General features: G+C 49.0%; 26 protein-coding genes, 1 other RNA gene and 4 pseudogenes. 17 read left to right on the plus strand and 14 right to left on the minus strand.

Going from position 1 to position 26,479, the window contains the following annotated elements:
* From ABZJ92_RS10590 to ABZJ92_RS10645, 12 genes and pseudogenes are all read left to right on the plus strand, one after another.
* Nucleotides 1-60: IS1 family transposase (locus tag ABZJ92_RS10590; RefSeq protein ID WP_071528444.1), on the plus strand; the 60-nt coding region annotated here is incomplete at its 5' end.
* 107 nt (nt 61-167) lie between these two features.
* Complete coding sequence (gene exuR / locus ABZJ92_RS10595; protein WP_000406488.1) at nt 168-944, plus strand: transcriptional regulator ExuR; 777 nt, start codon at nt 168-170, stop codon at nt 942-944.
* Between the two features lie 239 nt (nt 945-1,183).
* The gene (gene yqiM / locus ABZJ92_RS10600) at nt 1,184-1,267 is read left to right on the plus strand and encodes a protein YqiM (RefSeq protein ID WP_211180508.1); all 84 of its coding nucleotides are present in this window, start codon (nt 1,184-1,186) and stop codon (nt 1,265-1,267) included.
* Between the two features lie 21 nt (nt 1,268-1,288).
* Nucleotides 1,289-1,951: a DedA family general envelope maintenance protein YqjA gene (gene yqjA / locus ABZJ92_RS10605; RefSeq protein ID WP_000422149.1), complete on the plus strand. Its 663-nt coding sequence runs from the start codon at nt 1,289-1,291 to the stop codon at nt 1,949-1,951.
* Between the two features lie 3 nt (nt 1,952-1,954).
* Nucleotides 1,955-2,338: an EnvZ/OmpR regulon moderator MzrA gene (gene mzrA, locus ABZJ92_RS10610; RefSeq protein WP_001166768.1), complete on the plus strand. Its 384-nt coding sequence runs from the start codon at nt 1,955-1,957 to the stop codon at nt 2,336-2,338.
* 146 nt (nt 2,339-2,484) lie between these two features.
* Nucleotides 2,485-2,839 (plus strand): annotated as a pseudogene (gene yqjC / locus ABZJ92_RS10615) (DUF1090 family protein YqjC).
* A gap of 37 nt (nt 2,840-2,876) precedes the next feature.
* On the plus strand, nt 2,877-3,182 hold the full coding sequence (locus ABZJ92_RS10620; protein ID WP_000031415.1) for a DUF883 family protein: 306 nt from the start codon (nt 2,877-2,879) through the stop codon (nt 3,180-3,182).
* 2 nt (nt 3,183-3,184) lie between these two features.
* The gene (locus ABZJ92_RS10625) at nt 3,185-3,589 is read left to right on the plus strand and encodes a phage holin family protein (RefSeq protein ID WP_000785722.1); all 405 of its coding nucleotides are present in this window, start codon (nt 3,185-3,187) and stop codon (nt 3,587-3,589) included.
* Entirely contained in the window at nt 3,579-3,878 is a 300-nt protein-coding gene (locus ABZJ92_RS10630; protein WP_000096080.1) for a YqjK-like family protein, read from the plus strand. The genes ABZJ92_RS10625 and ABZJ92_RS10630 overlap by 11 nt, the downstream gene beginning before the upstream one ends.
* Before the next feature lie 185 nt (nt 3,879-4,063).
* On the plus strand, nt 4,064-4,360 hold the full coding sequence (locus ABZJ92_RS10635; RefSeq protein WP_000732225.1) for a DoxX family protein: 297 nt from the start codon (nt 4,064-4,066) through the stop codon (nt 4,358-4,360).
* Nucleotides 4,361-4,429: 69 nt separating this feature from the next.
* Nucleotides 4,430-5,416, plus strand: a complete 987-nt coding sequence (gene yqjG, locus ABZJ92_RS10640; protein WP_000531201.1) for a glutathionyl-hydroquinone reductase YqjG — start codon at nt 4,430-4,432, stop codon at nt 5,414-5,416.
* Nucleotides 5,417-5,708: 292 nt separating this feature from the next.
* Nucleotides 5,709-6,077, plus strand: a complete 369-nt coding sequence (locus ABZJ92_RS10645; protein ID WP_005050947.1) for a DUF805 domain-containing protein — start codon at nt 5,709-5,711, stop codon at nt 6,075-6,077.
* Nucleotides 6,078-6,283: 206 nt separating this feature from the next.
* On the opposite strand, the gene yhaJ is transcribed toward ABZJ92_RS10645, so the two are convergent.
* Nucleotides 6,284-7,180, minus strand: a complete 897-nt coding sequence (gene yhaJ, locus ABZJ92_RS10650; protein ID WP_001041008.1) for a DNA-binding transcriptional regulator YhaJ — start codon at nt 7,178-7,180, stop codon at nt 6,284-6,286.
* Between the two features lie 104 nt (nt 7,181-7,284).
* Between yhaJ and ABZJ92_RS10655 the strand changes: the two genes are divergently transcribed.
* Nucleotides 7,285-7,986, plus strand: a complete 702-nt coding sequence (locus ABZJ92_RS10655; RefSeq protein ID WP_000633582.1) for a pirin family protein — start codon at nt 7,285-7,287, stop codon at nt 7,984-7,986.
* Between the two features lie 22 nt (nt 7,987-8,008).
* Nucleotides 8,009-8,173 carry a protein YhaL gene (gene yhaL / locus ABZJ92_RS10660; RefSeq protein ID WP_005050939.1) on the plus strand — a complete coding sequence of 55 codons (165 nt, stop codon included), beginning with the start codon at nt 8,009-8,011 and terminating at the stop codon, nt 8,171-8,173.
* Nucleotides 8,174-8,384: 211 nt separating this feature from the next.
* Here yhaL and cyuA read toward each other — a convergent pair whose 3' ends face one another.
* From cyuA to tdcA, 9 genes are all read right to left on the minus strand, one after another.
* A complete protein-coding gene (cyuA, locus tag ABZJ92_RS10665) occupies nt 8,385-9,695 on the minus strand; it encodes a cysteine desulfidase (protein WP_000460533.1) in 1,311 nt (436 codons plus the stop codon).
* Nucleotides 9,696-9,722: 27 nt separating this feature from the next.
* On the minus strand, nt 9,723-11,054 hold the full coding sequence (locus tag ABZJ92_RS10670) for an SLC5/6 family protein (RefSeq protein ID WP_000401579.1): 1,332 nt from the start codon (nt 11,052-11,054) through the stop codon (nt 9,723-9,725).
* A gap of 274 nt (nt 11,055-11,328) precedes the next feature.
* Complete coding sequence (tdcG, locus tag ABZJ92_RS10675) at nt 11,329-12,693, minus strand: L-serine ammonia-lyase (RefSeq protein ID WP_000622110.1); 1,365 nt, start codon at nt 12,691-12,693, stop codon at nt 11,329-11,331.
* Between the two features lie 71 nt (nt 12,694-12,764).
* Nucleotides 12,765-13,154 (minus strand): enamine/imine deaminase, encoded by a 390-nt coding sequence (locus ABZJ92_RS10680; protein ID WP_000719990.1) that lies wholly within the window; start codon nt 13,152-13,154, stop codon nt 12,765-12,767.
* A 13-nt stretch (nt 13,155-13,167) separates the two neighbouring features.
* Complete coding sequence (gene tdcE, locus ABZJ92_RS10685; RefSeq protein ID WP_000861753.1) at nt 13,168-15,462, minus strand: 2-ketobutyrate formate-lyase/pyruvate formate-lyase; 2,295 nt, start codon at nt 15,460-15,462, stop codon at nt 13,168-13,170.
* A 33-nt stretch (nt 15,463-15,495) separates the two neighbouring features.
* Complete coding sequence (gene tdcD, locus ABZJ92_RS10690; protein WP_005050924.1) at nt 15,496-16,704, minus strand: propionate kinase; 1,209 nt, start codon at nt 16,702-16,704, stop codon at nt 15,496-15,498.
* A gap of 25 nt (nt 16,705-16,729) precedes the next feature.
* Complete coding sequence (gene tdcC, locus ABZJ92_RS10695) at nt 16,730-18,061, minus strand: threonine/serine transporter TdcC (RefSeq protein WP_000107721.1); 1,332 nt, start codon at nt 18,059-18,061, stop codon at nt 16,730-16,732.
* A 21-nt stretch (nt 18,062-18,082) separates the two neighbouring features.
* Complete coding sequence (tdcB, locus tag ABZJ92_RS10700) at nt 18,083-19,072, minus strand: bifunctional threonine ammonia-lyase/L-serine ammonia-lyase TdcB (protein ID WP_000548347.1); 990 nt, start codon at nt 19,070-19,072, stop codon at nt 18,083-18,085.
* A 98-nt stretch (nt 19,073-19,170) separates the two neighbouring features.
* On the minus strand, nt 19,171-20,109 hold the full coding sequence (gene tdcA / locus ABZJ92_RS10705; protein WP_000104211.1) for a transcriptional regulator TdcA: 939 nt from the start codon (nt 20,107-20,109) through the stop codon (nt 19,171-19,173).
* Nucleotides 20,110-20,424: 315 nt separating this feature from the next.
* Here tdcA and tdcR point away from each other — a divergent pair, with 315 nt between their 5' ends.
* The 3 genes and pseudogenes from tdcR to ABZJ92_RS10720 all read left to right on the plus strand — a co-directional run bounded on the left by tdcR (nt 20,425) and on the right by ABZJ92_RS10720 (nt 22,638).
* Nucleotides 20,425-20,643 carry a transcriptional activator TdcR gene (gene tdcR, locus ABZJ92_RS10710; protein WP_001390702.1) on the plus strand — a complete coding sequence of 73 codons (219 nt, stop codon included), beginning with the start codon at nt 20,425-20,427 and terminating at the stop codon, nt 20,641-20,643.
* A gap of 255 nt (nt 20,644-20,898) precedes the next feature.
* Nucleotides 20,899-21,439, plus strand: a pseudogene (gene yhaB / locus ABZJ92_RS10715) (protein YhaB).
* Between the two features lie 21 nt (nt 21,440-21,460).
* Nucleotides 21,461-22,638, plus strand: a pseudogene (locus tag ABZJ92_RS10720) (YhaC family protein).
* 496 nt (nt 22,639-23,134) lie between these two features.
* Here ABZJ92_RS10720 and rnpB read toward each other — a convergent pair.
* From rnpB to garL, 4 genes and pseudogenes are all read right to left on the minus strand, one after another.
* Nucleotides 23,135-23,511: RNase P RNA component class A (gene rnpB, locus ABZJ92_RS10725), an RNA gene on the minus strand.
* A 32-nt stretch (nt 23,512-23,543) separates the two neighbouring features.
* Nucleotides 23,544-24,689, minus strand: coding sequence for a glycerate 2-kinase (gene garK, locus ABZJ92_RS10730; protein ID WP_005050911.1), 1,146 nt, complete (start codon nt 24,687-24,689; stop codon nt 23,544-23,546).
* Between the two features lie 96 nt (nt 24,690-24,785).
* Nucleotides 24,786-25,676: a 2-hydroxy-3-oxopropionate reductase gene (gene garR, locus ABZJ92_RS10735; RefSeq protein ID WP_005089576.1), complete on the minus strand. Its 891-nt coding sequence runs from the start codon at nt 25,674-25,676 to the stop codon at nt 24,786-24,788.
* Nucleotides 25,677-25,705: 29 nt separating this feature from the next.
* A pseudogene (garL, locus tag ABZJ92_RS10740) lies at nt 25,706-26,476 on the minus strand (2-dehydro-3-deoxyglucarate aldolase).
* Nucleotides 26,477-26,479: the final 3 nt, after the last annotated feature.

Here is a 26,479-nt window from a genome sequence, read left to right on the forward strand (position 1 = left end):
TCGGTGGAGCTGCATGACAAGGTCATCGGGCATTATCTGAACATAAAACACTATCAGTAAGTTGGAGTCATTACCAATTCAATCATCAAATTTATATATGACCAATGGCATACCCATGAATAAAGTGGTATGATAACTTCGTCCGCATTCCACTCCGGGAGACGCATATGGAAATCACTGAACCACGCCGTTTGTATCAACAACTTGCTGCTGACCTGAAAGAGCGCATTGAACAGGGCGTCTATCTGGTGGGTGATAAACTGCCTGCCGAACGCTTTATTGCCGATGAAAAGAACGTCAGCCGAACGGTAGTTCGTGAAGCCATCATCATGCTGGAAGTTGAAGGCTATGTGGAGGTGCGTAAAGGTTCAGGTATTCATGTGGTTTCCAACCAGCCGCGTCATCAGCAGGCGGCTGACAATAATATGGAATTCGCCAATTACGGTCCGTTTGAGTTGCTTCAGGCTCGCCAGCTCATCGAAAGTAATATTGCCGAGTTCGCGGCAACTCAGGTAACGAAACAAGACATCATGAAACTGATGGCCATTCAGGAACAGGCGCGCGGCGAACAATGCTTCCGTGATTCCGAGTGGGATTTACAGTTCCACATTCAGGTAGCCCTGGCGACGCAGAACTCCGCCCTGGCGGCCATCGTTGAAAAAATGTGGACCCAGCGTAGCCATAACCCGTACTGGAAAAAACTACACGAACACATTGATTCCCGTACCGTTGATAACTGGTGTGATGACCACGATCAAATTCTCAAGGCGTTAATTCGCAAAGATCCTCATGCTGCTAAGCTGGCAATGTGGCAGCATCTGGAAAACACCAAAATCATGTTATTTAACGAAACCAGCGACGATTTCGAGTTCAATGCCGACCGCTATCTGTTCGCCGAAAACCCGGTAGTGCATCTCGATACGGCCACCAGCGGCAGCAAATGAAATTCCTGTCCGACAGGCGCTGCAATGCGCCTGTTTGTCTCGTCGGTAAGCGAAAAGTATAAAGTGTCAGCCTGTGTAAATCCTCTCGCCACCCTCCCCTGCAATCAGCAAAATCAGACTCCACGGACATGTAATTTTGATAACGAACAACGTTGACCTTTGTTACAATTAGATTCAATTTGAATTTATGCTTTTGAATGCTTTCTTATCTCACGTTTTAACAGGGAATAGTTCAGGCTGTGTTGATGTATCAAACCCGCAGAACATACCAAAACAGCAATAACATTGCGGTAGTGCATCTTTTAAAACCAGCGTGGCGTTAACCGATTCACCAGGAATAATGAATGGAACTTTTGACCCAATTGCTGCAAGCCCTGTGGGCGCAGGATTTTGAAACCCTGGCCAATCCATCGATGATTGGCATGTTGTATTTTGTCTTGTTTGTAATTTTGTTCCTTGAAAATGGCTTGCTTCCGGCGGCCTTTTTACCGGGCGACAGTTTACTGGTATTGGTCGGCGTGTTGATTGCGAAAGGCGCGATGGGTTACCCGCAAACGATTCTGCTGCTGACCGTTGCCGCCAGCCTCGGTTGCTGGGTCAGCTATATTCAGGGGCGATGGCTGGGCAATACCCGCACCGTACAAAACTGGCTATCTCATTTACCCGCGCATTATCATCAACGCGCACACCATCTTTTTCATAAACACGGTTTATCGGCGCTGTTAATTGGTCGCTTTATTGCATTTGTCAGAACACTGCTGCCGACGATTGCCGGGTTATCAGGGCTGAATAACGCGCGCTTTCAGTTCTTCAACTGGATGAGCGGTCTGCTGTGGGTATTGATCCTGACAACTCTGGGTTACATGCTCGGCAAAACGCCGGTATTTTTAAAGTACGAGGACCAGCTGATGTCATGCCTGATGCTGCTCCCGGTGGTGCTGCTGGTGTTTGGCCTGGCAGGTTCTCTGGTCGTGTTATGGAAAAAGAAATATGGAAATCGGGGGTAAGGGATGCAAATACCTCGCATGTCGCTTCGCCAGCTAGCCTGGTCCGGCACTGTTTTACTTCTGGTCGGCACGCTGTTGCTGGCCTGGTCCGCGGTTCGCCAGCAAGAGTCTACGCTGGCGATTCGTGCCGTTCATCAAGGCACAACGATGCCAGACGGTTTTTCGATCTGGCATCACCTTGACGCTCATGGCATTCCTTTCAAAAGTATCACCCCCAAAAACGACACTCTGTTAATTACATTTGACTCCAGCGACCAGAGCGCCGCCGCAAAAGCGGTCCTCGACAGAACATTGCCCCATGGCTACATCATTGCGCAGCAGGACAATAACAGTCAGGCTATGCAGTGGCTGACCCGGTTACGGGATAACTCTCATCGCTTCGGATAACTTCCTGTTATCCGAAACATATCACTCACTTTGGTGATTTCACCGTAACTGTCTATGATTAATGAGGCGGTGGTTAACACTACCGCTTCGTTGTCTGGACAATCGTTCCTTTGTAATAGGTCCGAATCACAATGGAAGGTTCAAGAATGAAATACCGCATCGCTTTAGCTGTTTCTCTCTTTGCTCTTAGTGCCGGTAGTTATGCCACTACCCTGTGTCAGGAAAAGGAGCAAAATATCCTTAAGGAGATCAGCTATGCCGAAAAACACCAAAACCAGAATCGTATTGACGGTCTGAATAAAGCCCTGAGTGAAGTCCGGGCCAACTGTTCAGATAGCCAGCTGCGTGCCGATCATCACAAGAAAATCGCAAAGCAGAAAGATGAGGTGGCGGAACGCCAGCAAGATTTAGCCGAGGCGAAGCAAAAAGGCGATGCCGATAGAACGGAAACTGGCAGAAGCGCAGGAAGAGCTGAAAAAGCTGGAAGCGCGCGACTACTAACTCACAATAGTCACTACTTACTCACCTGGAGAAAACTATGTCGAAAGAACACACTACGGAACATCTGCGTGCTGAGTTGAAATCCCTTTCCGATACGCTGGAAGAGGTGCTTAGCTCATCTGGCGAGAAGTCGAAAGAAGAGTTGAGTAAGATTCGTAGCAAAGCGGAGCAGGCACTGAAACAGAGCCGTTATCGCCTGGGTGAAACCGGTGATGCCATCGCCAAACAAACCCGTGTCGCGGCGGCGCGTGCTGATGAGTATGTGCGTGAAAATCCGTGGACCGGCGTGGGAATTGGCGCTGCAATCGGTGTAGTGCTCGGCGTTCTGCTGTCGCGTCGTTAATTATGGCGGACACTCATCACGCGCAAGGGCCCGGTAAAAGCGTTCTGGGCATCGGGCAGCGAATTGTTTCCATCATGGTTGAAATGGTGGAAACACGTCTGCGGCTGGCGGTGGTGGAGCTGGAAGAGGAAAAAGCTAATCTCTTTCAACTTTTACTGATGCTGGGCCTGACGATGCTTTTCGCTGCATTTGGTCTTATGAGCCTGATGGTGCTAATTATTTGGGCGGTTGATCCGCAATATCGCCTGAATGCGATGATTGCCACCACCGTGGTGTTGCTGCTACTGGCACTGATTGGCGGTATCTGGACGTTACGTAAATCGCGTAAATCCACCTTGCTGCGCCATACACGCCATGAGCTGGCAAACGATCGGCAACTGCTCGAGGAGGAGTCCCGTGAGCAGTAAAGTCGAACGTGAACGACGTAAGGCGCAACTGCTTAGCCAGATCCAGCAACAACGGCTGGATATTTCCGCCAGTAGTCGTGAATGGCTGGAGGCAACAGGCGCTTACGATCGTCGCTGGAATATGCTGCTAAGTCTGCGCTCCTGGGCGCTGGTTGGCAGTAGAGTGATGGCGATCTGGACGATTCGCCATCCTAATATGCTGGTCCGCTGGGCCAGACGCGGTTTTGGCGTATGGAGCGCCTGGCGTCTGGTTAAAACGACCCTCAAGCAGCAACAGCTTCGCGGTTAACTTCCCTCTGGCCGGAGCAATTCCGGCCTTATCCATCAAATTTTTTGAATATTTTTGACAGTTTTCCTTGCTAACAATCATCATTCACCACGTTTATGATTCTCTCCATCGACAGCAACGACGCTAATAGCGCGCCCTTGCACAAAAAAACAATCAGCAGCCTGAGTGGCGCAGTGGAGAGTATGATGAAAAAATTAGAAGATGTTGGTGTACTGGTAGCGCACATTTTAATGCCGATTCTGTTTATTACCGCAGGCTGGGGAAAAATCACCGCTTACTCTGGTACCCAACAATATATGGAAGCAATGGGTGTCCCGGGTTTTATGCTGCTGACGGCATTTTTATTTCACAGCAACTTTGCTGAAGGCGTCAACTCGCTGATGTTCATGAAAAACCTGACAATTTCTGGCGGATTCCTGCTGCTGGCAATTACCGGTCCGGGCGCGTATAGCATCGGCCGCCTGCTGAATAAAAAGTGGTAAGCACGCGCTATACTTAACGATAAAAAACGAGGAGGAAGCTCCTCGTTTTTGCTATTGGAGGAGAGAAAAATGGGTCAACTGATTGACGGCGTCTGGCATGACACCTGGTACGATACCAAATCTACCGGCGGTAAATTTCAACGTTCAGCTTCCGCATTTCGTAACTGGCTCACTGCCGATGGCGCACCTGGCCCCACTGGCACAGGCGGTTTTATCGCAGAGAAAGATCGTTATCATCTCTATGTTTCACTCGCCTGCCCGTGGGCGCACCGCACGCTGATCATGCGCAAACTCAAAGGACTGGAACCGTTTATTTCCGTTTCCGTAGTGAACCCGCTGATGCTGGAAAACGGCTGGACCTTTGATGACAGTTTTCCGGGAGCAACCGGAGATACGCTCTATCAACATGAATTTCTGTATCAGCTTTATCTCCACGCCGATCCACACTACAGCGGACGAGTTACTGTTCCCGTGCTGTGGGACAAAAAGAACCACACCATCGTCAGCAACGAATCAGCAGAAATCATCCGCATGTTCAATACCGCGTTTGATGCGCTGGGCGCAAAAGCGGGTGATTACTACCCACCAGCCCTGCAAACGAAAATTGACGAACTTAACGGCTGGATTTATGACACCGTTAACAACGGCGTGTATAAAGCTGGTTTTGCCACCAGCCAGCAAGCCTACGACGAGGCGGTGGCGAAAGTGTTTGAATCGCTGGCGCGACTGGAGCAGATTTTAGGCCAGCATCGTTACCTGACCGGCAACCAGCTAACCGAAGCCGATATTCGCCTGTGGACTACGCTGGTGCGTTTTGATCCAGTGTATGTGACCCACTTCAAGTGTGATAAGCACCGCATCAGCGATTACCTGAATCTGTATGGCTTCCTGCGCGATATCTACCAGATGCCGGGGATCGCCGAAACTGTCAATTTCGATCACATCCGTAATCATTACTTCCGCAGCCATAAGACCATCAACCCTACGGGGATTATTTCAATTGGTCCGTGGCAGGATCTCGATGAACCGCATGGACGAGATGTTCGCTTCGGTTAAAAAAAGGCACCTTACGAGGTGCCTCTGATAATTAGCTAAGTGCATGTTGTTCATGTCGGATGCGGCGTGAACGCCTTATCAAACCTACAAAGCGTTTATATTCAATATGTTACAATGACCGCGTAGGCCAGATAAGCGTAGCGCATCTGGCGATTTTGCGCTTGCCATCAGTCTTAGCGCGCCTTCACGGCACTTTATTAATTCCTTGAACGAATATTTACTGCCATTTCATTCACGTCTATTCTTAATTTGCTGCTTTAAAAACAAGTGATTGAGCAAAATTGAGGCAAAAATGGACTGGTATCTGAAAGTACTAAAAAATTATGTCGGTTTCCGGGGTCGTGCGCGGCGCAAAGAGTACTGGATGTTTATTCTGGTCAACATCATCTTTACGTTCGTGCTGGGGCTGCTGGATAAAATGTTAGGCTGGCAACGCGCTGGTGGCGAAGGCATCCTGACGATAATCTACGGTATTCTGGTGTTTTTACCGTGGTGGGCGGTTCAGTTCCGCCGCCTGCACGACACCGACCGCTCGGCGTGGTGGGCACTGCTATTCTTAATCCCGTTTATCGGCTGGCTTATTATCATCGTCTTTAACTGCCAGGCGGGTACGCCAGGCGAAAACCGCTTTGGACCAGATCCAAAACTGGAACAAGAATAATGATTAAGCACCTTGTAAAAGGTGCTTCAAATTGTTGACAAAGTGCGCTTTGTTTATGCCGGATGCGGCGTAAACGCCTTATCCAGCCTACAAATTGCCAAAATTCAATATATTGCAGTGACTGCGTAGGCCTGATAAGCGTAGCGCATCAGGCAGTTTTGCGTTTGTCAGCAGTCAGAAGCACCTTGTGAAAGGTGCTTAATAGATTATTTTCCAGCGAACAACTTTGGAATTTCCCGCAGACACCAGGATTTCGCTTCCCCCATACTGTCACGACGCCAGGCCATAATAATATCGATCTCGCTGGTCGATTCCGGGCTGACGACACGCAACCGCCCTTCCGCAATATCTTTTTCGACCATCGGATACGGCATCGTCGCCACGCCAAGCCCCGCCAGTAATGCCTGACGTTTATCTTCAATCGTGCTCACCGTTAAGCGCGGCTGTTTGTCCAGCAGCTGTACGGTCAACACCGGGCGCTCACGAGCGGTATCCGCTACCGCAATTCCACGATATTTCACACGCGTCACTTCAGATAACGGTTCCGGCTCCTGATGAATCGGGTGATCAGGCGCGGCAACGTAGACGTTCATTAACGTATAGAGCTTGCGCGAGTTGATCTCCGACGAGGAACGAAAATGCATATCCGGCGCGATAACGATATCCGCCCGCCCCTGCTCCAGCCGTTCCCACGCCCCCGCCAGCACTTCTGTGATGATTGCCAGTTGGGTATTGGCTTTTGCCGCCAGTTTGTCGATTAACGGGAAAAAGGCAGGTGTCGGTACCAGCGCTTCGGTCACAATGGTGAGATGCGTTTCCCAACCGCGCGCGAGAGCTTCCGCATCAGTAGTCAGTTTATCTGCGGCTTCCAGCAAAACGCGCCCTCGCTCCAGCAACATCCTCCCGACATTGGTGAATTTGGTGCGATGGCCCGAGCGGTCAAACAGCACCACATCCAGCTCTTCTTCCAGTTTTTGCATGGTGTAGCTAAGTGCGGAAGGCACGCGTCCCAGCTCATCCGCTGCCGCCGCAAAACTGCCCCGGCGATCGATCGCATCCATAACCCGTAGTGCTTCCAGCGTTAATGCCCTTTCTTTGGCCATTTCGTTCTCATTCAGGAAATTTGAACATACCGGGCAGAATATCTGGCTAACAATGTAGCGTCCAGCCCCTTACCATAAAAGGAAGTAAAGAGAGGTCAAGAATTATGATTACTACCCGAACTGCCAGGCAGTGTGGACAAGCAGACTACGGATGGTTGCAGGCCCGGTATACTTTTTCCTTTGGACACTACTTCGACCCGAAATTGTTAGGCTATGCCTCCCTGCGTGTGCTTAACCAGGAAGTGCTGGCCCCAGGTGCCGCCTTTCAGCCGCGAACCTATCCCAAAGTCGATATTTTAAATGTGATTCTGGATGGAGAAGCAGAGTATCGCGACAGCGAAGGCAATCATGTTCAGGCCAGCGCCGGAGAGGCGTTGCTGCTCTCTACCCAGCCGGGTGTCAGCTATAGCGAACACAATCTCAGCAAAGACAAACCGTTAACGCGAATGCAGCTTTGGCTGGATACCTGCCCGCAGCGAGAGAATCCGCTGATTCAAAAGCTGGCGCTTAATATGGACAAGCAGCAATTAATCGCCTCGCCAGAGGGTGCGATGGGAAGCCTGCAATTACGCCAACAAGTGTGGCTGCACCATATCGTGCTCGACAAAGGCGAAAGTGCGAATTTCCAGTTGCATGGGCCACGCGCGTATTTGCAATCGATTCACGGGAAATTTCATGCGCTTACGCATCATGAAGAGAAAGCGGCGCTAACCTGCGGTGATGGGGCGTTTATTCGTGACGAGGCTAACATTACGCTGGTTGCCGATTCCCCACTGCGCGCTTTGCTGATAGATTTGCCTGTCTAGTTGTTTTTACAGGGAGATGATGATGAGTAAAAAATCGACCAAAAAGCGCCAGCCAGCGAAGCCCGTGGTGGCGAAAGAACCTGCTCGCACCGCCAAAAATTTTGGCTATGAAGAGATGTTGAGCGAGCTGGAAGCTATCGTCGCGGATGCTGAAACGCGTTTAGCCGAGGATGAAGCTACCGCGTAAAGACAGGTTGCCGGATGCGGCGTAAACGCCTTATCCGGCCTACAAAACACAACAACATCAACAAATTAAACACCCCGTAGGCCGGATAAGATGCGCCAGCATCGCATCCGGCATCAGGTACAAAACACAACAACATCAACAAGTTGAGCACCCCGTAGGCCGGATAAGGTGCGCCAGCATCGCATCCGGCACAATACTCAAAACCTGGCGTTTATCTGGCCTTGCTCGCCATAATCTCGATAATCTGCCGATCCGTTTGCTGCATCGAATGGCTTGCTAACGCACACAGGTTGGCAATCGACTGCTCAACATCATGCGCCACGATCCCTTCATTGCCGGTCACGGCGGTATCATCCAGCGCCATTAACACCGCTTTCCACGCAGCCGAAGCACTGGTCGAAACCTTCATCGCGCAGCTGTTCGACGCACCATCGCAAATCATGCCGCTGACATCGCCGATCATACTGCTGATCGCCATCGAGATAGTTTCATAACGCCCATCCACCAGCCATGCCATCCCGGCGGCGGCCCCCATTGCTGCGGTCGTTGCGGCACAAAGTGCAGACAAACGCGGTAACTGGTTATGGATGTAAATTGCGCTCAAATGAGAAAGCATCAGCGCACGCGCCAGTCGTTCATCATCCGCTCCGAAGTGTTCTGCTACAACCACCACAGGCATTATTGCAGTGATCCCCTGGTTACCCGAGCCGGAGTTACTCATAGCCGGAAGCGTAGCGCCGCCCATACGCGCATCGGATGCCGCGCTGGTACGAATCACAATGGATGAAGAGAGATCTTTCGCCAGCAAACCGCGCTCGCACTGTTTTTCCAGCGTCGCGCCAATATGCAGCCCCCACTTACCGCTCAAACCTTCCTGCGATAACGCACAATTTAGCTTCGCGGAATCGAGAATAAAGCGGATCGCCGCAAATGGGACTTCATTGACGAACTTCAGGATCTCAGCCAGCGTCGTTCTGGAAAGCACCGTCAGCGGCGACTCTTGCTCGCCCTCTGCCACACACGCCTGGTGGGTAAACACCACACCATTGTGCGTCTCAATATGCACAATGTTGGTATGCCCGCCGACGATGGTGACACACGCCCACTTCTCACCGTTCCAGACTTTGGCGCGTGAGAAGAGGATTTCATTGCAAGGTTCCTGGATCTTAACAGAGACTTTCCCCGCCGCCAGCAGTGCTTTGGCATCGGTAATTGCCTGCGCAGTTGCGTCTTTCAGCACTTCCAGCCCGGCGTTGGCATTTCCACCTAACGCCCCCAGCGCCGCCGCAATCGGCAGCCCCACCATTCCCGTGCCGGGAACGGTGACGCCCAGACCGTTCTTCATCAGATTTGGCGAAACCCAGGCTTCTACACGTTCAACCGGACCTTCCAGTTCTGCCGCAGCAACCGCCGCCGCCAGCGCCAGTGAAATCGGTTCAGTACATCCCAGCGCCGGTTTTACTTCCTCCTGAACGGCGAGGATGTAACGCTGCCATAACGGATTTAAAGTCGAATCAAACATATTAAAAACCTTAAAATTTCAGGTAAATCAAGAAAATGCCAGGAACAGAGAAACACAAAGCAACAAACCAGTGACGATAATCAGGTACAGAGACATCCCTTTGTATTTGTGCAATGCCGGTACTTTGTAAACCAGCCACGCCGGGATCAGGCACCCTACCATGCCGAAAATCGGGCTACAGATAGAGGTGAAGCTCAACACCGGTGCGTTCAGTACGATGGCGCTCCAGGCCAGCAAAATGGCGAAAATCATGATGCCGCGCTGAACAAGATTTTCGTTAATCTTCTCGGCAGGCATCTTGCGACGCAGGATGTTCATTACGATCCCTTGCGTTGCTTCGCGAAAGCCTAAATAGACGCCAAAGAATGCAGTCATGACAGCAAAGATATTGAGAATGACGCTGACCACTTTCACCCACGCTGCGCCGTCACCGCTAATAAACTGTGCGGCAATCGCCAGCGCGGAAATATTCTGCTCGTAGGCTTTTACCGCTTCGTCATGTCCCATCGCCAGCGTGAACGACACGGCGTAGAAAAAGACGGTGACAAACAAAATGCCAAACGCGATATTCATTGCCCGCAATGCTTTATGCCGCGCCACTTCAATTGATTTTTCCCGCGAGCGATAAGAGATCACCATCGGGCTTAACGTCTGGATAAACAGAATCGACGTCAGGGTAAACGGCAGCGTAATAATGGCGTTTTTCACCAGCAGCCCCAGCGGCGGTAGCGAACCGACGTTATACAGATGCCACATTCCCACCATCGACACGCCCAGCGCAGCGACTACCAGCAGCTTGGTCAGCACCATGTCGGTCGAAATTTTGAATAACAATTTCTCGCCGCGTGAAGAGATCGCCACCAGAATGCAAATCAGTACCAGACCATAAAAGGGACTGTCTGACAGCAACCCTTCCGTCACGCCGAAGGTATGCAGATAGGAAGCACTATCGTTGGTGATGGCGGTGGAATAGACGAACATCCAAATCACCAGCATTACGAAATAGAGCGCACCTAACAGGATGCCCCAGTTTTTACCTAAATAACCGCTAATGACACTCGGGTAATCTTTACATTCTGGTGATTCTGCCAGCGTATTAATAAACAACCGCTGAAACAGATACATTGCCGGGTAACCAATCACCGATGAGAGCAAAAATACCCACAATCCCATCAAACCGACCTGCACCGGGAGAAAAACAATCCCCGCGCCAATCGCCATCCCGATACTCATAATCACCCAGCCGGTGTCAGTACTGTCGAATTTGATCGCTTCTCGCCACTCGCTCTCACTCATTCCAGCACGACCCGCCGGGGTCGAAGCGTCTGCAATGACGCCTTTATTCGATGCAATTTCCATAATTTCTCGCTCAATATTTTGTAGGGCTTATTATTTTTTTCCGAGCCGCATCAAGGCGATATGCGGTCTACGTTTTTGCAGGCGAGTTATTAGAATAAAGAAATGATACGCGCGAGGTCAGAGAAAATCTTCACAATCAAGACTTTAAAATAACGGAGATGGATAAGAATTTTCTACTAAATTAATCACAAGAGAATATTCATTCTCTATTTGCGGCAGATCACAAAAAAAAGGTGCACATTTGTGCACCCAAGGATGAAAGCTGACAGCAATGTCAGCCGCAGACCACTTTAATGGCCAGTCCTCCGCGTGATGTTTCGCGGTATTTATCGTTCATATCTTTGCCGGTTTCATACATCGTCTCGATCACTTTATCGAGTGAAACACGCGGTGCCGAGGTGCGGCGCATCGCCATCCGCGCGGCGTTTACTGCTTTCACGGCATTAATGGCATTACGTTCAATGCACGGGATTTGTACCTGTCCGGCAACCGGATCGCAGGTCAGCCCAAGGTTATGCTCCATCGCGATTTCCGCCGCATTGCATACCTGCGCCGGACTGCCGCCCAGTAGTTCAGTTAACCCTGCCGCTGCCATTGAACAGGCCACGCCAATCTCCCCCTGACAGCCGACCTCCGCGCCAGAGATGGAGGCGTTCATTTTATACAGCGCGCCAATAGCCCCCGCTGCCAGAAAATAGCGGGCAATTGACCGCTCGTTTACCGGACGACGGAACTTATCGTAATAAGCCAGCACTGCCGGAATAATGCCGCACGCACCGTTAGTCGGTGCCGTTACCACGCGCCCGCCAGCTGCGTTTTCTTCACTAACCGCCAGCGCGTACATGTTGATCCAGTCGATGACATTCATCGGATCGTTAGAGATGTTATCGCTAGAAACCAGCTGACGACGCAGCGCTACGGCACGACACGGCACATTGAGCGGACCAGGCAGCACGCCTTCAGTGTTCATCCCGCGTTCAATACCGTCATGCATCACTTGCCAGATACGGGCAAACCCTGCGTCAATTTCCGCTTTGCTGCGCAGCGCCAGCTCGTTGTGCATCATCAGGCCAGATATAGACAGGCCGTTGTAATCACACATTTTCAGCAGTTCACCTGCTGAGTGGAAATCGTAAGGTACGGACGTTTCGACATCGTGCGACAGGCCGAAGTGTTCTTCTTCGACAATAAACCCGCCGCCGACAGAGTAATAGGTTTTACTTAATAGCGCTTCCTGTCCCTTCCAGGCAGTGATCCGCATTCCGTTCTCATGGCGAGGCAACATTTCGGGATGGAAGATAATGTTCTTTGCTACAGGAAAATCAACAATATGCGCACCAGATGCCACTGGCAGCCGCCCGCTGCGCGTTACTAACTCTATAAATGCAGGGATCTCATCAATGACAACATCCTGCGGACTGTTTCCTGCCAGTCCCATGATAATGGCGACATCCGTGGCATGGCCTTTGCCCGTCAGTGACAACGACCCGTACAGATCGACCACAATATGGCTCGTCGCGGTTAATAAGCCGCTACTTTCCAGCCGATCAATAAAACTTTTTCCGGCATTCATTGGCCCCACGGTATGCGAACTGGAGGGACCAATCCCAATTTTGAAAATATCGAATGCACTAATCATATCCACACCCTCGGATTGCCGTTCAGTGAAGTGGAGCGGAACGACCTTGCGACCGTCCCGCTCACGAGGCTTTACGCACTACGTACTGCGATAGCTTCAATTTCCAGCTTCACATCTTTCGGCAAACGCGCAACCTGCACACAGCTCCGGGTCGGGTAGGTCGCCTGATGCTCATCGAAGAACTGCTTATAGACTTCATTGATGGTGGCAAAATCATTCAGATCGGTGATGAACACGGTCATCTTGATGATATCGCCCACGCTCAGCCCGGCAGCAACCACGATCGCTTTGACGTTTTCGAGGCTTAAACGCGCCTGATCTTGCACATCAGCCGGGATCTCACCGGTCTGCGGGCAAACCGGAATTTGCCCGGAGGTGAAGACCATGCTGCCTAAATCAACGCCCTGAACATAAGGGCCGATTGCGCCTGGGGCACGTTGCGTTTCGATAATCTTTTTCATACATCCTCCGGCGTCAGAGCGCCTGGGTAAAAGTACGTGAAATAACATCCTGTTGCTGTTCACGGGTCAGTGCGTTGAAGCGCACGGCGTAGCCAGAGACACGGATTGTCAGGTTAGGATATTTTTCCGGGTGCTCGATGGCATCCAGCAGCATTTCCCGATTCATTACGTTGACGTTGAGGTGTTGACCGCCTTCGACATCCGCTTCGTGGTGGAAATACCCATCCAGCAGGCCGACAAGGTTGGTTTTACGTACTGGATCTTCTTTGCCCAGCGCCGCAGGAACGATTGAGAAGGTGTACGAGATCCCATCTTTGGCGTAGGTGAACGGCAGTTTCGCCACCGACGTCAATGAGGCCACGGCACCTTTGCGGTCACGACCATGCATCGGGTTAGCGCCCGGCGCGAACGGTGTTCCGGCGCGACGACCGTCCGGCGTATTACCGGTTTTCTGGCCGTACACCACGTTAGAAGTGATAGTCAGAATCGACTGGGTAGGGACGGCGTTGCGATAGGTTGGCAGCGCTTTAATTTTCTTCATAAAGCGTTCAACCAGGTCGCAGGCAATGCTGTCTACGCGCTCGTCGTTGTTGCCGTACTGCGGATATTCACCGTCGATTTCAAAGTCCACCGCCAGGCCGTTTTCGTCACGGATTGGTTTCACGCGGGCATATTTGATGGCAGACAGGGAGTCCGTCGCCACCGACAGGCCCGCGATGCCGCATGCCATAGTGCGATAGACATCACGATCGTGCAGCGCCATCAGCGAAGCTTCGTAGCTGTACTTGTCGTGCATGTAGTGAATGATATTCAGCGCGCTGATGTACTGCACCGCCAGCCAGTCCATGAAGTGATCGAGGCTGTCCATCACTTTGTCGTAATCCAGCACGTCGTCCATCAGCGGTGCTGTTTTCGGCCCGACCTGAATCTTCAGCTTCTCGTCCACCCCGCCGTTAATTGCGTAGAGCAGCGTTTTCGCCAGGTTAGCGCGTGCACCAAAGAACTGCATTTGCTTACCAATCACCATTGGGCTGACGCAGCAGGCAATCGCGTAATCGTCGCTGTTGAAGTCAGTACGCATCAGATCGTCATTTTCATACTGCAAGGAAGAGGTGACGATCGACACCTGCGCGGCATATTTTTTGAAGGCAATCGGTAATTCTTCCGACCAAAGAATGGTCAGGTTAGGTTCCGGTGCCGGCCCCATAGTGTGCAGGGTGTGCAAATAGCGGAAGGAGTTTTTGGTCACCAGCGTACGACCGTCCAGCCCCATCCCGCCGATCACTTCCGTCGCCCAGATTGGGTCGCCGGAGAACAGCGAATCAAATTCCGGTGTACGCAGGAAGCGTACCATACGGATCTTCATGATGAAGTGATCGATCAGTTCCTGTGCCTGCTGCTCATTGAGGACGCCAGCTTTAAAGTCGCGCTCAATGTAGATATCCAGGAACGATGCCGTGCGCCCCAGCGACATCGCGCCGCCATTTTGCGATTTCACTGCCGCCAGATAAGCGAAGTAGAGCCACTGCACCGCTTCCTGTGCATTCTGCGCCGGGCGAGAGATATCAAAGCCATATTTCGCCGCCATTTCCTGAATCTGCAACAGCGCATGACGATGCTCTGCCAGCTCCTCACGCAGACGGATGGTGGCTTCCAGATCCTCGCCTTTTTCCAGACGAGACTGGAGATCGGCAAATTGCAGTTCGCGTTCACGCACCAGATAACTGATGCCATACAGCGCTACGCGGCGATAGTCACCGATAATGCGCCCACGACCATAGCCATCTGGTAAACCGGTCAGCACGCCAGATTTACGGCAGCGCAGCATATCCGGTGAGTAAACATCAAATACGCCCTGGTTATGGGTTTTACGCAGATCGGTAAACAGATATTCAAATTCACTGTCCATTTCACGGCCATAGGCGTGGAATGAACTTTTAATCATATTAATGCCACCGAACGGGTGTAGCGCACGTTTCAACGGCGCATCCGTTTGCAGGCCAACAATTTTTTCCAGCGGCTGGTTAATATATCCCGCATCATGAGCGGTAATTGTGGTGGCAATATTGGTATCGAAATCAACCGGCGCGTGGGTTGCGTTTTCGATACGGATGCCTTCCATTACCTTTTCCCACAATTCCGTGGTGGCAGGCGTCGCTTCGGCGAGAAAAGATTCATCGCCTTCATACGGTGTATAGTTATGTTGAATAAAATCGCGGACATTAATTTCGCTTTTCCAGTCCGTACCTTTAAAGCCAAGCCATGCGTCAGCGTACAGCTTATCGCTGGTATCAATATCTACCTTCATGAAAAATAATCTCTCTACAATACTTCAACTAAATTATGCAAATTCTGCGGGCGCGTTAACTTTACCTAAATGAATGGCATCCAAAGCAATCATTTTTTCTTCGTTAGTCGGAATAACGACGCAAATGACATGCGCATTTTCACTGGAAACAATTCGCTCGCCAAAAGAGTTAGAACGATTATTCATTTCTGTATCAATCTCTACGCCTAATACAGCCAAATGTTCCATGACCAGACGACGAATTAAACTTGAATTCTCTCCTATTCCGCCGGTGAATATAATTCCATCCAGCCGACGTAATGAAGCTGCATGTCCGGCAATATGACGGGCAATTCGGTGAACAAAGGTTTTAATTGCCAGTTGCGCGCGTTCGTGACCTTCATGCCAGGCTTTTTCCAGAACACGTAAATCCGAAGAAAGACCGGAAATACCTAATAATCCCGACTCTTTATTCACTACGCGTTCCAGGTCACCCAGGCTCTGGTTGGTTTGGCTGGCGACCCAGGACATCGCACCAAAGTCGACATCGCCACTGCGGGTACCCATCATCAAGCCTTCCAGCGGCGTCATTCCCATTGAGGTGTCAACACTCTGACCGTTGCGAACTGCGCAGATTGACGCGCCATTGCCAAGATGCGCCACAACCAGGCCGGAGTCATCTTCCGCCAGATTCAGCAGCGAATGTGCGCGCTGGGAAACATAGCGGTGCGACGTGCCGTGGAAACCATAACGGCGTACACCTAACTCTTCATAATATTTCCACGGCAGGCCGTATAAATAAGCTTCCGGAGCCATCGTCTGGTGGAAACTGGTATCAAATACCGCCACCTGAGTTACGCCCGGAAATAATTGCTGCGCCGATTCAATACCACTTAAATTTGCGTAATTATGCAGGGGTGCCAGTGGAGAAACGCGACGGATATTATCAATGACTTCATCGGTAATAATGGCGGACTCGGTAAAAATACTGCCGCCGTGAGCGATGCGGTGGCCAATTAAGGCCACGCTGTCATTTAAATTCCGTTTTTCCAGTTCAAATGCAATTGCCTTCAATGCACCTTCGTAGCTGTGGTGAGCCAGCGGTGCTGGCTCTCCCCCATTTACGGATAAGAATGCATTTTCCGAGTTAATACCGTCGGCAATACCTGACATTAATACTTCACAATCGCTGGCATCGAGTACGGAAAACTTAATCGAAGACGAACCACAGTTAATAACCAAAACAACCGGAAATTCATTCATCTCTTTTCTCATCCTGAGTTACGGATTAAAACAGTTTGTATACGATGTTCAGGATGGTCAGCAGACCAATCACGGTAACAAACACGTTATCCAGACGACCACGGTATTTCGCCAGAGACGGCGCTTTACGGATAGCATACATCGGCAACAGGCACAGCAGGGATGCGATAATCGGTGCGCCCATGGCTTCAATCAGGTCGAGGATGTTCGGGTTGGCGTAGGCAACAACCCAGGTGGAGCCCATGATGAAGATCATGCTGAGAGTATTCAGTTTACCCAGCGACACTTTGGTTTTGTCACCTTTATAACCGAACTTCAGAATCAGACCATTCAAGCCTTCCAGCGTCCCCAGATAGTGACCGAAGAAAGATTTGAAGATAGCCACGAGTGCGATGATGGAAGCCGCATATTCCAGTGTAATCGCGAACGTTGTTTTCGTACCGGTCATGGACGCAAAGTGGTTAGCCAGATAAGAAAGCACTGGAATATTCTGCGCTTTGGCTTCCGCCATGTTGGCCGGAGACAGAGTAAACAGGCAGCTAAAGGCAAAGAACATCACCACTGCAACCATCAGCATGCTGGCACGAGAAATGATTTGGGAACATTTACGTTCGGTGAAGTCGCGACCGAAGTCTTTCTCATACTCTTCACGTTTAGAAACCACGAAGGAAGAGACGATTGGCGAGAAGTTAAAGGAGAAAACCATGATGGAAATCCCCAGCCAGACAGTGATCAGGATACCGTCATGACCGGTTAACGACAGCGAACCGAGGTCAACCTGGTCGATAACTGCAGAGTTCCAGTAAGGGATCAGCGACAGAGAAATCAGCACCAGGCTGGCGATAAACGGCCATACCAGGTAGCTCATCACTTTAACCATCAGATCCTTACCAAACCAGATGACGAAAGCCATCAGCAGCAACAGGAACAGCGCCACAAAGCCGCGATTCAGCGGTGCAAATCCGAGCTGGTTTTCCCAGAACGTCATAAAGGTATTGGTAATAGTAACGCCATAAATCCACAGCAGTGGGCAAATCGCGAAGAAGTACAGGAACGTGATAACCACGCCGCCAGTTTTACCAAAATGCTCTTCCACCGTTTCCGTAATGTTGCCGGAAGGGTTAGAGCCAGAAAGACACAGACGCGCCAGCGCCCGGTGGCAATAAAATGCGATGGGGTATGCCAATACCAACATCAGAAGAATCGGGATCAGTCCGCCAAAACCTGCGCGGATAGGGAAGAACAGCACCCCGGCGCCGATTGCCGTACCAAACAAGCCTAACGTCCATGTGGTATCTGATTTACGCCAGGACGATTGTTTTGTCTGGCTGGATACAATGCTATCTGAAGTACTCATATCCTATCCTCAACGAATTAATTAAGCGTCAACGAAACCGGTGATTTGAGAGACGCGAGAAAGATCGATATTGCCGCCGGAAATAATACTGACGGTTTTTCTATTTTGAATATATTGGTCTAATTTACCGCTTAATAATGCAGCACATGCCAGAGCGCCTGCGCCTTCGGTGACGACTTTATTGCGCTGAATTAAGGCAATCATACTGTTTCTGATTTCGTCTTCGCTGACCAGCACGATGTCATCGACTAATTCACGAACGATTTCGTAAGTTAAATTACCCGGGCGGGAGACATCACAACCATCCGCCAGGGTGCCGGTAGTTCGGTGCGTGGTTATTTCTCCGGAGTGGAAAGAAGCCGCCATGCCGTGAACGTTTTCTGACTGTACGCCAATAACACGAATGGTCGGGTTAATAGATTTAATTGCCACCGCAATACCAGCAATTAAACCACCACCACCAATTGGCACAATCACGTTATCGACATCATAGAGATCTTCCATAATTTCCAGACCAATCGTTCCCTGGCCAGCAATCACTTTCGGATCATCGTAAGGTGGGATAAAAATACGACCTTCCATTTCGACAATTTCGCTCACTTTAGCGATAGTGTCGTTGAAGTTATCACCATGCAGAACGACTTCTGCGGAGTAGTCGCACGTTGCCGCTACTTTGGATTTTGGCGCACCTTTTGGCATCACCACTTTACCGTCGATACCCAGCATCGCGCAGGAGAGCGAAACCCCTTGCGCATGGTTGCCCGCAGAACAGGCCACCACGCCTTTGCGTTTTTCCGCATCGGTCAGTGAACTTAATTTATTAAATGCGCCACGAATTTTAAATGAACCCGTACGCTGCATATTTTCAAACTTCAGGAATATTTCACCTTTGCAACGTTCACTAAAATAGTTGGAGCGAGGCATGCCTGTTTTATAAATTCGCCCAGCCAGTCGTTGTTTCGCTTCAATAATATCATCAATAGCAACCGGCAGATCGTATGTAATATGCATTATAAAACCTCTTCGCCTGAATTAAATATGTAGGTAACCGTAACCGACACCTGCAAAACAGACAGGTGGATTATTTATGTTTAAATAAAAACAAACAACTAACCAACTTCTATTAATTGCCTTCGTCTACACCCATTATAAGATGAATACTCTTTGGCTAATTCCACCAAAACCGATGCTGCTTTTTTAATACGATAATTTTTCGACCATACCGCGGCATATTGTGCCACAGGTAATGTTTCTTCAACCGGAATAGTAATAAATTGATTAGAACCAAAAGGTGACGTCATATCACAAGGAATTACAGTTAAGAAATCAGCATTGAGAACAAGATTATAAATTGTCACGACTGAGTCGGTTTTAACGATGTTTTCAATACTGATGCCATTTCTTTGTAACGTAGTAAGCAGTTCGCTGTAGTACCCCATATTAGTTTGTGGCAACACCCACTGTTCGTTCTTCAACGACTCCAGCGTGGTGGTGCCGGTGCATGTTCGGGACTTACTGGCTACCAGCACAAACTCGGACTCGAACAGCGGCTCAACATGTAAATCCTGAAGCTTCATTTCTGCACTTAACGTACCAATCGCAAAATCCAGTCGACCGTCGCGGATTGCCGGTAAGAACGAAGACAGTTGCGCTTCATACATAGAAACCTGCGCTTTCGGGAACACCTCTTTGAACTTGTTGATCATCCCTGACATAAAAGTAAAACCAATCAATGAAGGAAAACCAAATGAGACTTCCACCACCGCTTCAGAAGACATACCGCTTATCTCATTAACCATATTTTTCATTTCACGGGTAATGGATTCGGAACGGGAGAGTAACAATTGACCGGCAGGTGTTAATGTTACACCGGTATTTTTCCGCACCACTAATTCCACACCAAAATAATCTTCAATATCGTTAATGATTTTACTGACGGCCGGTTGAGTTAACCCTAATTCTTTTGCAGCCGAGCCGATAGAGCCACTTCTAATGACTTCCTGAAAGACTACCAGGTGCTGCGTTTTCGGAAGAAGAATAGTGCTCATAACGACCTACGTTAATTACCTCATTGACGGCATGAAGTGTATCAAAATGAAATAAACAGGATATGTGCGACCACTCACAAATTAACTTTCATTACTTTCCAAGGTATCGTTATTACAATTAAACATCTTTAAATATCAACAAGTTAAAGCATAAAAATCAGCATAAACCCTGATTTTTATCAAAAAAAAATGACGGGGATAACCATATTTTATGGCGATAACATCATTCGTTATGTGGTTAATACAAAAAAGGGGCTGAGACCATATTTCAAGCAATTACCGGATAATTACCAGGCAAAATTTGAGTTAAATTTAATGAGCAAGTTCTCAAATTTTATTATAAATAAACCATTTTCAGCGATAAATACTGCGGCACGTCACATTTTTTCACGCTATTTGTTGGAGAACAAACATTTATTTTATCAATATTTTAAAATTTCGAATACAGGTATTGATCATCTCGAACAATTGATTAACGTCAACTTTTTCTCTTCTGACAGGACGTCATTTTGTGAATGCAATCGTTTTCCATAAATTCTTCTCCCCTCATAGGCGACGAATAGCATTTTGTGTTGAGGATCACAAAACGAATAATTGCTGGTCGCCGCGATAAGGTCAGACGAAGTCAACAAGGGGGATTTTCACTGTGCTTTACATCAGCGTAGGACACAGAATGTTGCTTCGTTTACTGTAACGCCGGGTAAATGAGCATTTTTTGATAGTGCGTAAGTGTCGTGCGAGGAAAATAAGCATCTATTATTGTTTGTCATGACGACAAGGCAGGCATCAATGAAAGGCTTCCCAATTGCACATATTTTTCACCCTTCAATCCCGCCAATGCACGCAGTGGTTAACAATCACAATAGAAATATTGATTATTGGACGGTAAAAAGAAAGTTTGCAGAAATTGTCTCCACCAATGACGTTAATAAAATTTACAGTATAAGTAATGAACTCCGGAGAGTATTATCTGCAATTACTGCATTGAATTTCTATCAAGGCGATGTTCCTTCTGTCATGATTCCGAATCCAACCGGAAAATATGAGTCCATTCATCATAGATATTTCTACAGGAGAACATGATGATTATATCATACAAACATTAGATGTAGGCACTTTTGCACCTTTTGGTGAACAATGTACTTGCTCAGCCGTCAATAAAAAAGAGCTGGAATGTATTAAGGAGACGATTTCTAAGTATTGCGCAAAGTTCACCCAAAAAGAAGCCATCTTAACACCCCCTAGGCACTTTAATAAAACCTGCATTACTTCAGATTGTTGGCAAATTCTCTTTTTTTCACCCGATCATTTTAATAATGATTTTTATTGATTATTTATAAAGGATAAAATAATGTTCCCTGTTTCATCAATTGGTAATGATATTAGTAGTGATTTAGTCCGTCGAAAAATGAATGACCTTCCTGAAAGCCCCATAGGAAATAACCTCGAAGCACTAGCACCAGGTATAGAAAAACTAAAACAGACCTCTATTCAAATGGTCACTTTACTTAACGCGTTACAACCAAGTGGAAAATGCATTATCACTGGTGATTTTCAAAAAGAATTAGCGTACTTACAAAATGTAATTCTTTATAATGACTCGTCTCTTCGTCTGGATTTTTTAGGTTATAACACCCAAATTATTCAACGATCGGACAATACCTGCGAACTTACCATTAATGAACCGTTAAAAAACTAGGAAATATCTACAGGCAATATCAATGTTAATTGCCCATTAAAAGATATTTACAATGAAATCAGGAGGTTGAACGTAATCTTTAGTTGTGGGACTGGAGATATAGTTGATCTATCCTCTCTGGACTTACGTAATGTCGATTTAGATTATTATGATTTCACAGATAAACATATGGCTAATACTATTCTAAATCATTTTAAATTGGATTCAACAAATTTTACTAATGCCAACATGTTTCAGGTTAATTTTGTTAGTTCAACACAAAACGCCACAATCTCCTGGGATTATTTACTAAAAATAACGCCTGTTTTAATAAGCATTAGCGATATGTATTCTGAAGAAAAAATCAAGTTTGTCGAAAGTTGTTTAAATGAGCTTGGAGACATTACCGAAGAACAATTAAAAATTATGAGATTTGCAATTATAAAATCTATACCAAGGGCAACTCTTACAGATAAATTAGAAAATGAATTAACAAAAGAAATATATAAAAGCTCATCGAAAATCAACAATTGCTTGAACAGAATTAAATTACCAGAGATGAAAGAATTCTCATCAAAAAAAACATATGATTACATCGATACAATCATTGAAGATTATGAAAATATCAAAGAAAATGCTTATCTGGTCGTCCCCCAAATTAATTATACTATGGATTTAAACATAGAAGACTCTAGCTCAGAAGAGTTAATACCCTCGAGAAAGACGAAAATTCTCCGGACAATGGCTTTGAGGTCGGGGAATATAACACATATGAAGCATATAACTCAGAGAATCAATATTTTACCAGAGAGGACTATACGTATAATTACGACCTTTTAAATGCAATATAGACTTAATAACTTCTTACAAAGTCTATTATTAATACCGTAGATATTCATCTTACCCTGTGCACCAAAAGCAAAAACTTATCGACGCGGGTTTGAAACTGATGGCAACCGCAAAAATGCCTGATGCGCTACGCTTATCAGGCCTACGCCATCTCTGCAATATATTGAATTTGCGTGCTTTTGTAGGCAGGATAAGGCGTTCACGCAGCATCCGGCATGAATAAAGCGCACTCAACAATCTGAAACCCGCCGGAACGGTTTATTACGTACATCAGGTGAAACTGACCGATAAGCCGCTTTCTTTTGGGTATAGTGTCGTGGACAGTCATTCATCTTTCTGCCCCTCCAAAAGCAAAAACCCGCCGAAGCGGGTTTTTACGTACATCAGGTGAAACTGACCGATAAGCCGCTTTCTTTTGGGTATAGCGTCGTGGACAGTCATTCATCTTTCTGCCCCTCCAAAAGCAAAAACCCGCCGAAGCGGGTTTTTACGTAAAACAGGTGAAACTGACCGATAAGCCGGGTTCTGTCGTGGACAGTCATTCATCTAGGCCAGCAATCGCTCACTGGCTCAAGCAGCCTACCCGGGTTCAGTACGGGCCGTACCTTATGAACCCCTATTTGGCCTTGCTCCGGGTGGAGTTTACCGTGCCACGGACTGTTACCAGCCGCGCGGTGCGCTCTTACCGCACCCTTTCACCCTTACCTGATCCCGCTTGCACGGGCCATCGGCGGTTTGCTCTCTGTTGCACTGGTCGTGGGTTTCCCCCCCAGGCGTTACCTGGCACCCTGCCCTATGGAGCCCGGACTTTCCTCCCCTCCACCCGTCTCCCCCGAAGAGGACGACGACGAAGCGGCGACTGTCTGGTCAGCTTCGGCGCGCAGTATAGAGGGTTTGCGCGCCCTTGTCACCCCGTGTTGCGCATTCCAATCGCCAGTGTCGCGGCAATATTACGTGAAGCACGGCAGATATTGTCATAAGCCCCGCGGAATGCTTCGTCCAACGTACCTATGCTGGTCAATACGCTGAAGACCGCATCAATGCCATGCTGATGTACAACGCCAACATCATCGGTCAGGCTACCCGCAATGCCAATCACCGGTTTATGGTACTTCTTCGCCACGTTTGCGACGCCAATCGGTACCTTGCCGTGAATACTCTGGCTGTCAATACGCCCTTCACCGGTGATCACCAGCGTACAATCGTGAATATGTTCCTCCAGATTCAGCGCCGTAGTGACGATTTCAATACCACTTTTCAGTTCCGCACCAAGAAACGCCATCAGCGCCGCACCCATACCGCCCGCAGCTCCTGCGCCGGGGACATCTTTTACATCAACATGCAGCGCTTTTTTAATGACATCGGCATAGTGAGAGAGGTTATTGTCCAGCTCAACAATCATCGCTTCACTGGCTCCCTTTTGTGGGCCAAAGATGCGCGATGCGCCGTTATCGCCCACCAGCGGATTGGTGACATCACAAGCGACGCGAATGACGCAATCTTTTAAGCGCGGATCGAGGCCGGAAATATCAATATCATTCAGAGTATTAAGACTACCGCCGCCAAAACCAATTTCATTGCCGTTGGCGTCGCATAATTTCGCCCCCAGCGCCTGTACCATGCCTGCGCCGCCATCATTTGTAGCGCTACCGCCAATGCCGATAATAATGTTTGTCGCGCCGCTCTCCAGCGCCTGCAGGATTAACTCGCCTGTGCCGCGTGAAGTGGTCACGAGTGGATCGCGTTTTTCCGCAGGTACCAGCTCCAGCCCACTGGCCGCCGCCATTTCAATAAACGCGGTTTTGCCATCGCCGGAGATCCCCCAACTGGCATTCACTTTCTCGCCCAGCGGCCCTGTAACCCAGGCGTGACGTTCAGAACCCTGGGTGGCTGCAATCATCGCTTCCACCGTTCCTTCGCCACCGTCGGCAACCGGAATAGAAACGTACTGTGCATCAGGAAAAATTTCCCGAAATCCTTTTTCTATCGCCTGCGCAACCTCGCTGGCAGATAAACTTTCTTTATAAGAGTCTGGGGCGATTACGATTTTCATACCTATGCCTGTTACCACATGACGCCGGAGGGCGTTTCTCTTATTCGGCCTGGATTCCAGGCCCGGATTGCAATACGCCATCCGGGCACGACGTCATTAACGAGTAACTTCGACTTTCGCCAGTTTTTCGTAGTAGCACACCAGGGCGCTATGATCCGCCGTTCCTAAACCATCTGCTCGCAGTGCCTGCATCATCTCCATAACCGCAGCTGTGAGCGGCAGTTGCGCGCCGACGCCGTGGGAAGTATCCAGCGCATTTGCCAGATCCTTAATATGCAGATCAATACGGAAGCCCGGCTTGAAGTTGCGGTCCATCACCATCGGCGCTTTGGCATCCAGCACGGTACTGCCCGCCAGTCCACCGCGAATTGCCTGATACACCAGGTCCGGGTTAACGCCCGCTTTAGTTGCCAGCGTTAACGCTTCTGACATCGCGGCAATATTCAGCGCCACAATGACCTGATTCGCCAGTTTGGTGACGTTACCTGCACCAATTGCCCCGGTATGCACCACGGAACCCGCCATTGCTTTCATCAAATCATAGTATTTGTCGAAAATAGCCTTGTCGCCGCCCACCATCACTGACAGCGTACCGTCGATGGCTTTCGGTTCACCGCCGCTCACCGGAGCATCCAGCATATCAATGCCTTTCGCTTTCAGCGCTTCGCTGATTTCACGGCTTGCCAGCGGTGCGATAGAACTCATATCGATCAATACCGTACCTGGCTTCGCGCCTTCAATAATGCCATTCTCACCCAGCGCCACCTCTTTCACATGAGGGGAGTTTGGCAGCATGGTTATGATGACGTCGCACTGTTCAGCGATCGCTTTAGCCGTAGAGGCTGTTTCTGCACCTGCAGCAATCACGTCAGCAATAGCTTCTGGGTTACGGTCAGCAACCACCAGCGAGTAACCTGCTTTCAGAAGGTTTTTACTCATTGGTTTACCCATAATCCCCAGGCCAATAAAACCAACTTTCATAGTCATATCAATCATCTCTCTTGTTGCGGTGGTGGTTATTTTTTAAAGGTATCAGCCAGTTTATGAGTGGCAGAGCGGAAGACGCCGAGATCGCTGCCGACAGCCACAAACGTCGCGCCCCATTCCAGATAACGACGCGCATCGGCTTCGACCGGCGCGAGGATACCGCTGGGTTTGCCGTGCGCGCTGGCACGGTTAAAAATGTGCTGAATTGCTTTTTGTACATCCGGGTGTGATGCATTGCCGAGATGGCCTAATGCCGCGGCCAGATCGCTGGGGCCGACGAAGATGCCGTCTACGCCTTCGGTAGCGGCAATGGCATCGACGTTATCTACGCCCTGCTGACTTTCTATCTGGACCAGAATAGTGATGTTCTTGTTCGACTGAGCGAAATAATCCGCCACGGTGCCAAACATATTGGCGCGGTGAGAAACGGAGACGCCGCGAATGCCTTCCGGTGGGTAACGGGTTGATGCCACCGCCTGCTCTGCTTCCTCTTTTGTTTCTACAAAAGGAATCAGGAAGTTATAGAAACCGATATCCAGAAGACGCTTAATAATTTCCGGCTCGTTGGTCGGCACTCACACTACTGGCGCGCTGGCGCTGCCTTTCAAGGCCATTAACTGCGGAATAAACGTGGAGATATCGTTTGGCGCATGTTCGCCATCCAGCACCAGCCAGTCAAACCCAGCCAAACCAAGAACTTCAGTGCTAATCGGGTTAGAGAGTGCTGACCAGCAACCAATTTGTACCTGTTTCGCAGCCAGTGCGGCTTTGAATTTATTCGGGAAAACATCGTTATTCATCGC

The sequence above is a fragment of the Shigella sp. FJ200513 genome, assembly GCF_040495915.1.
GTDB lineage: Bacteria > Pseudomonadota > Gammaproteobacteria > Enterobacterales > Enterobacteriaceae > ECMA0423.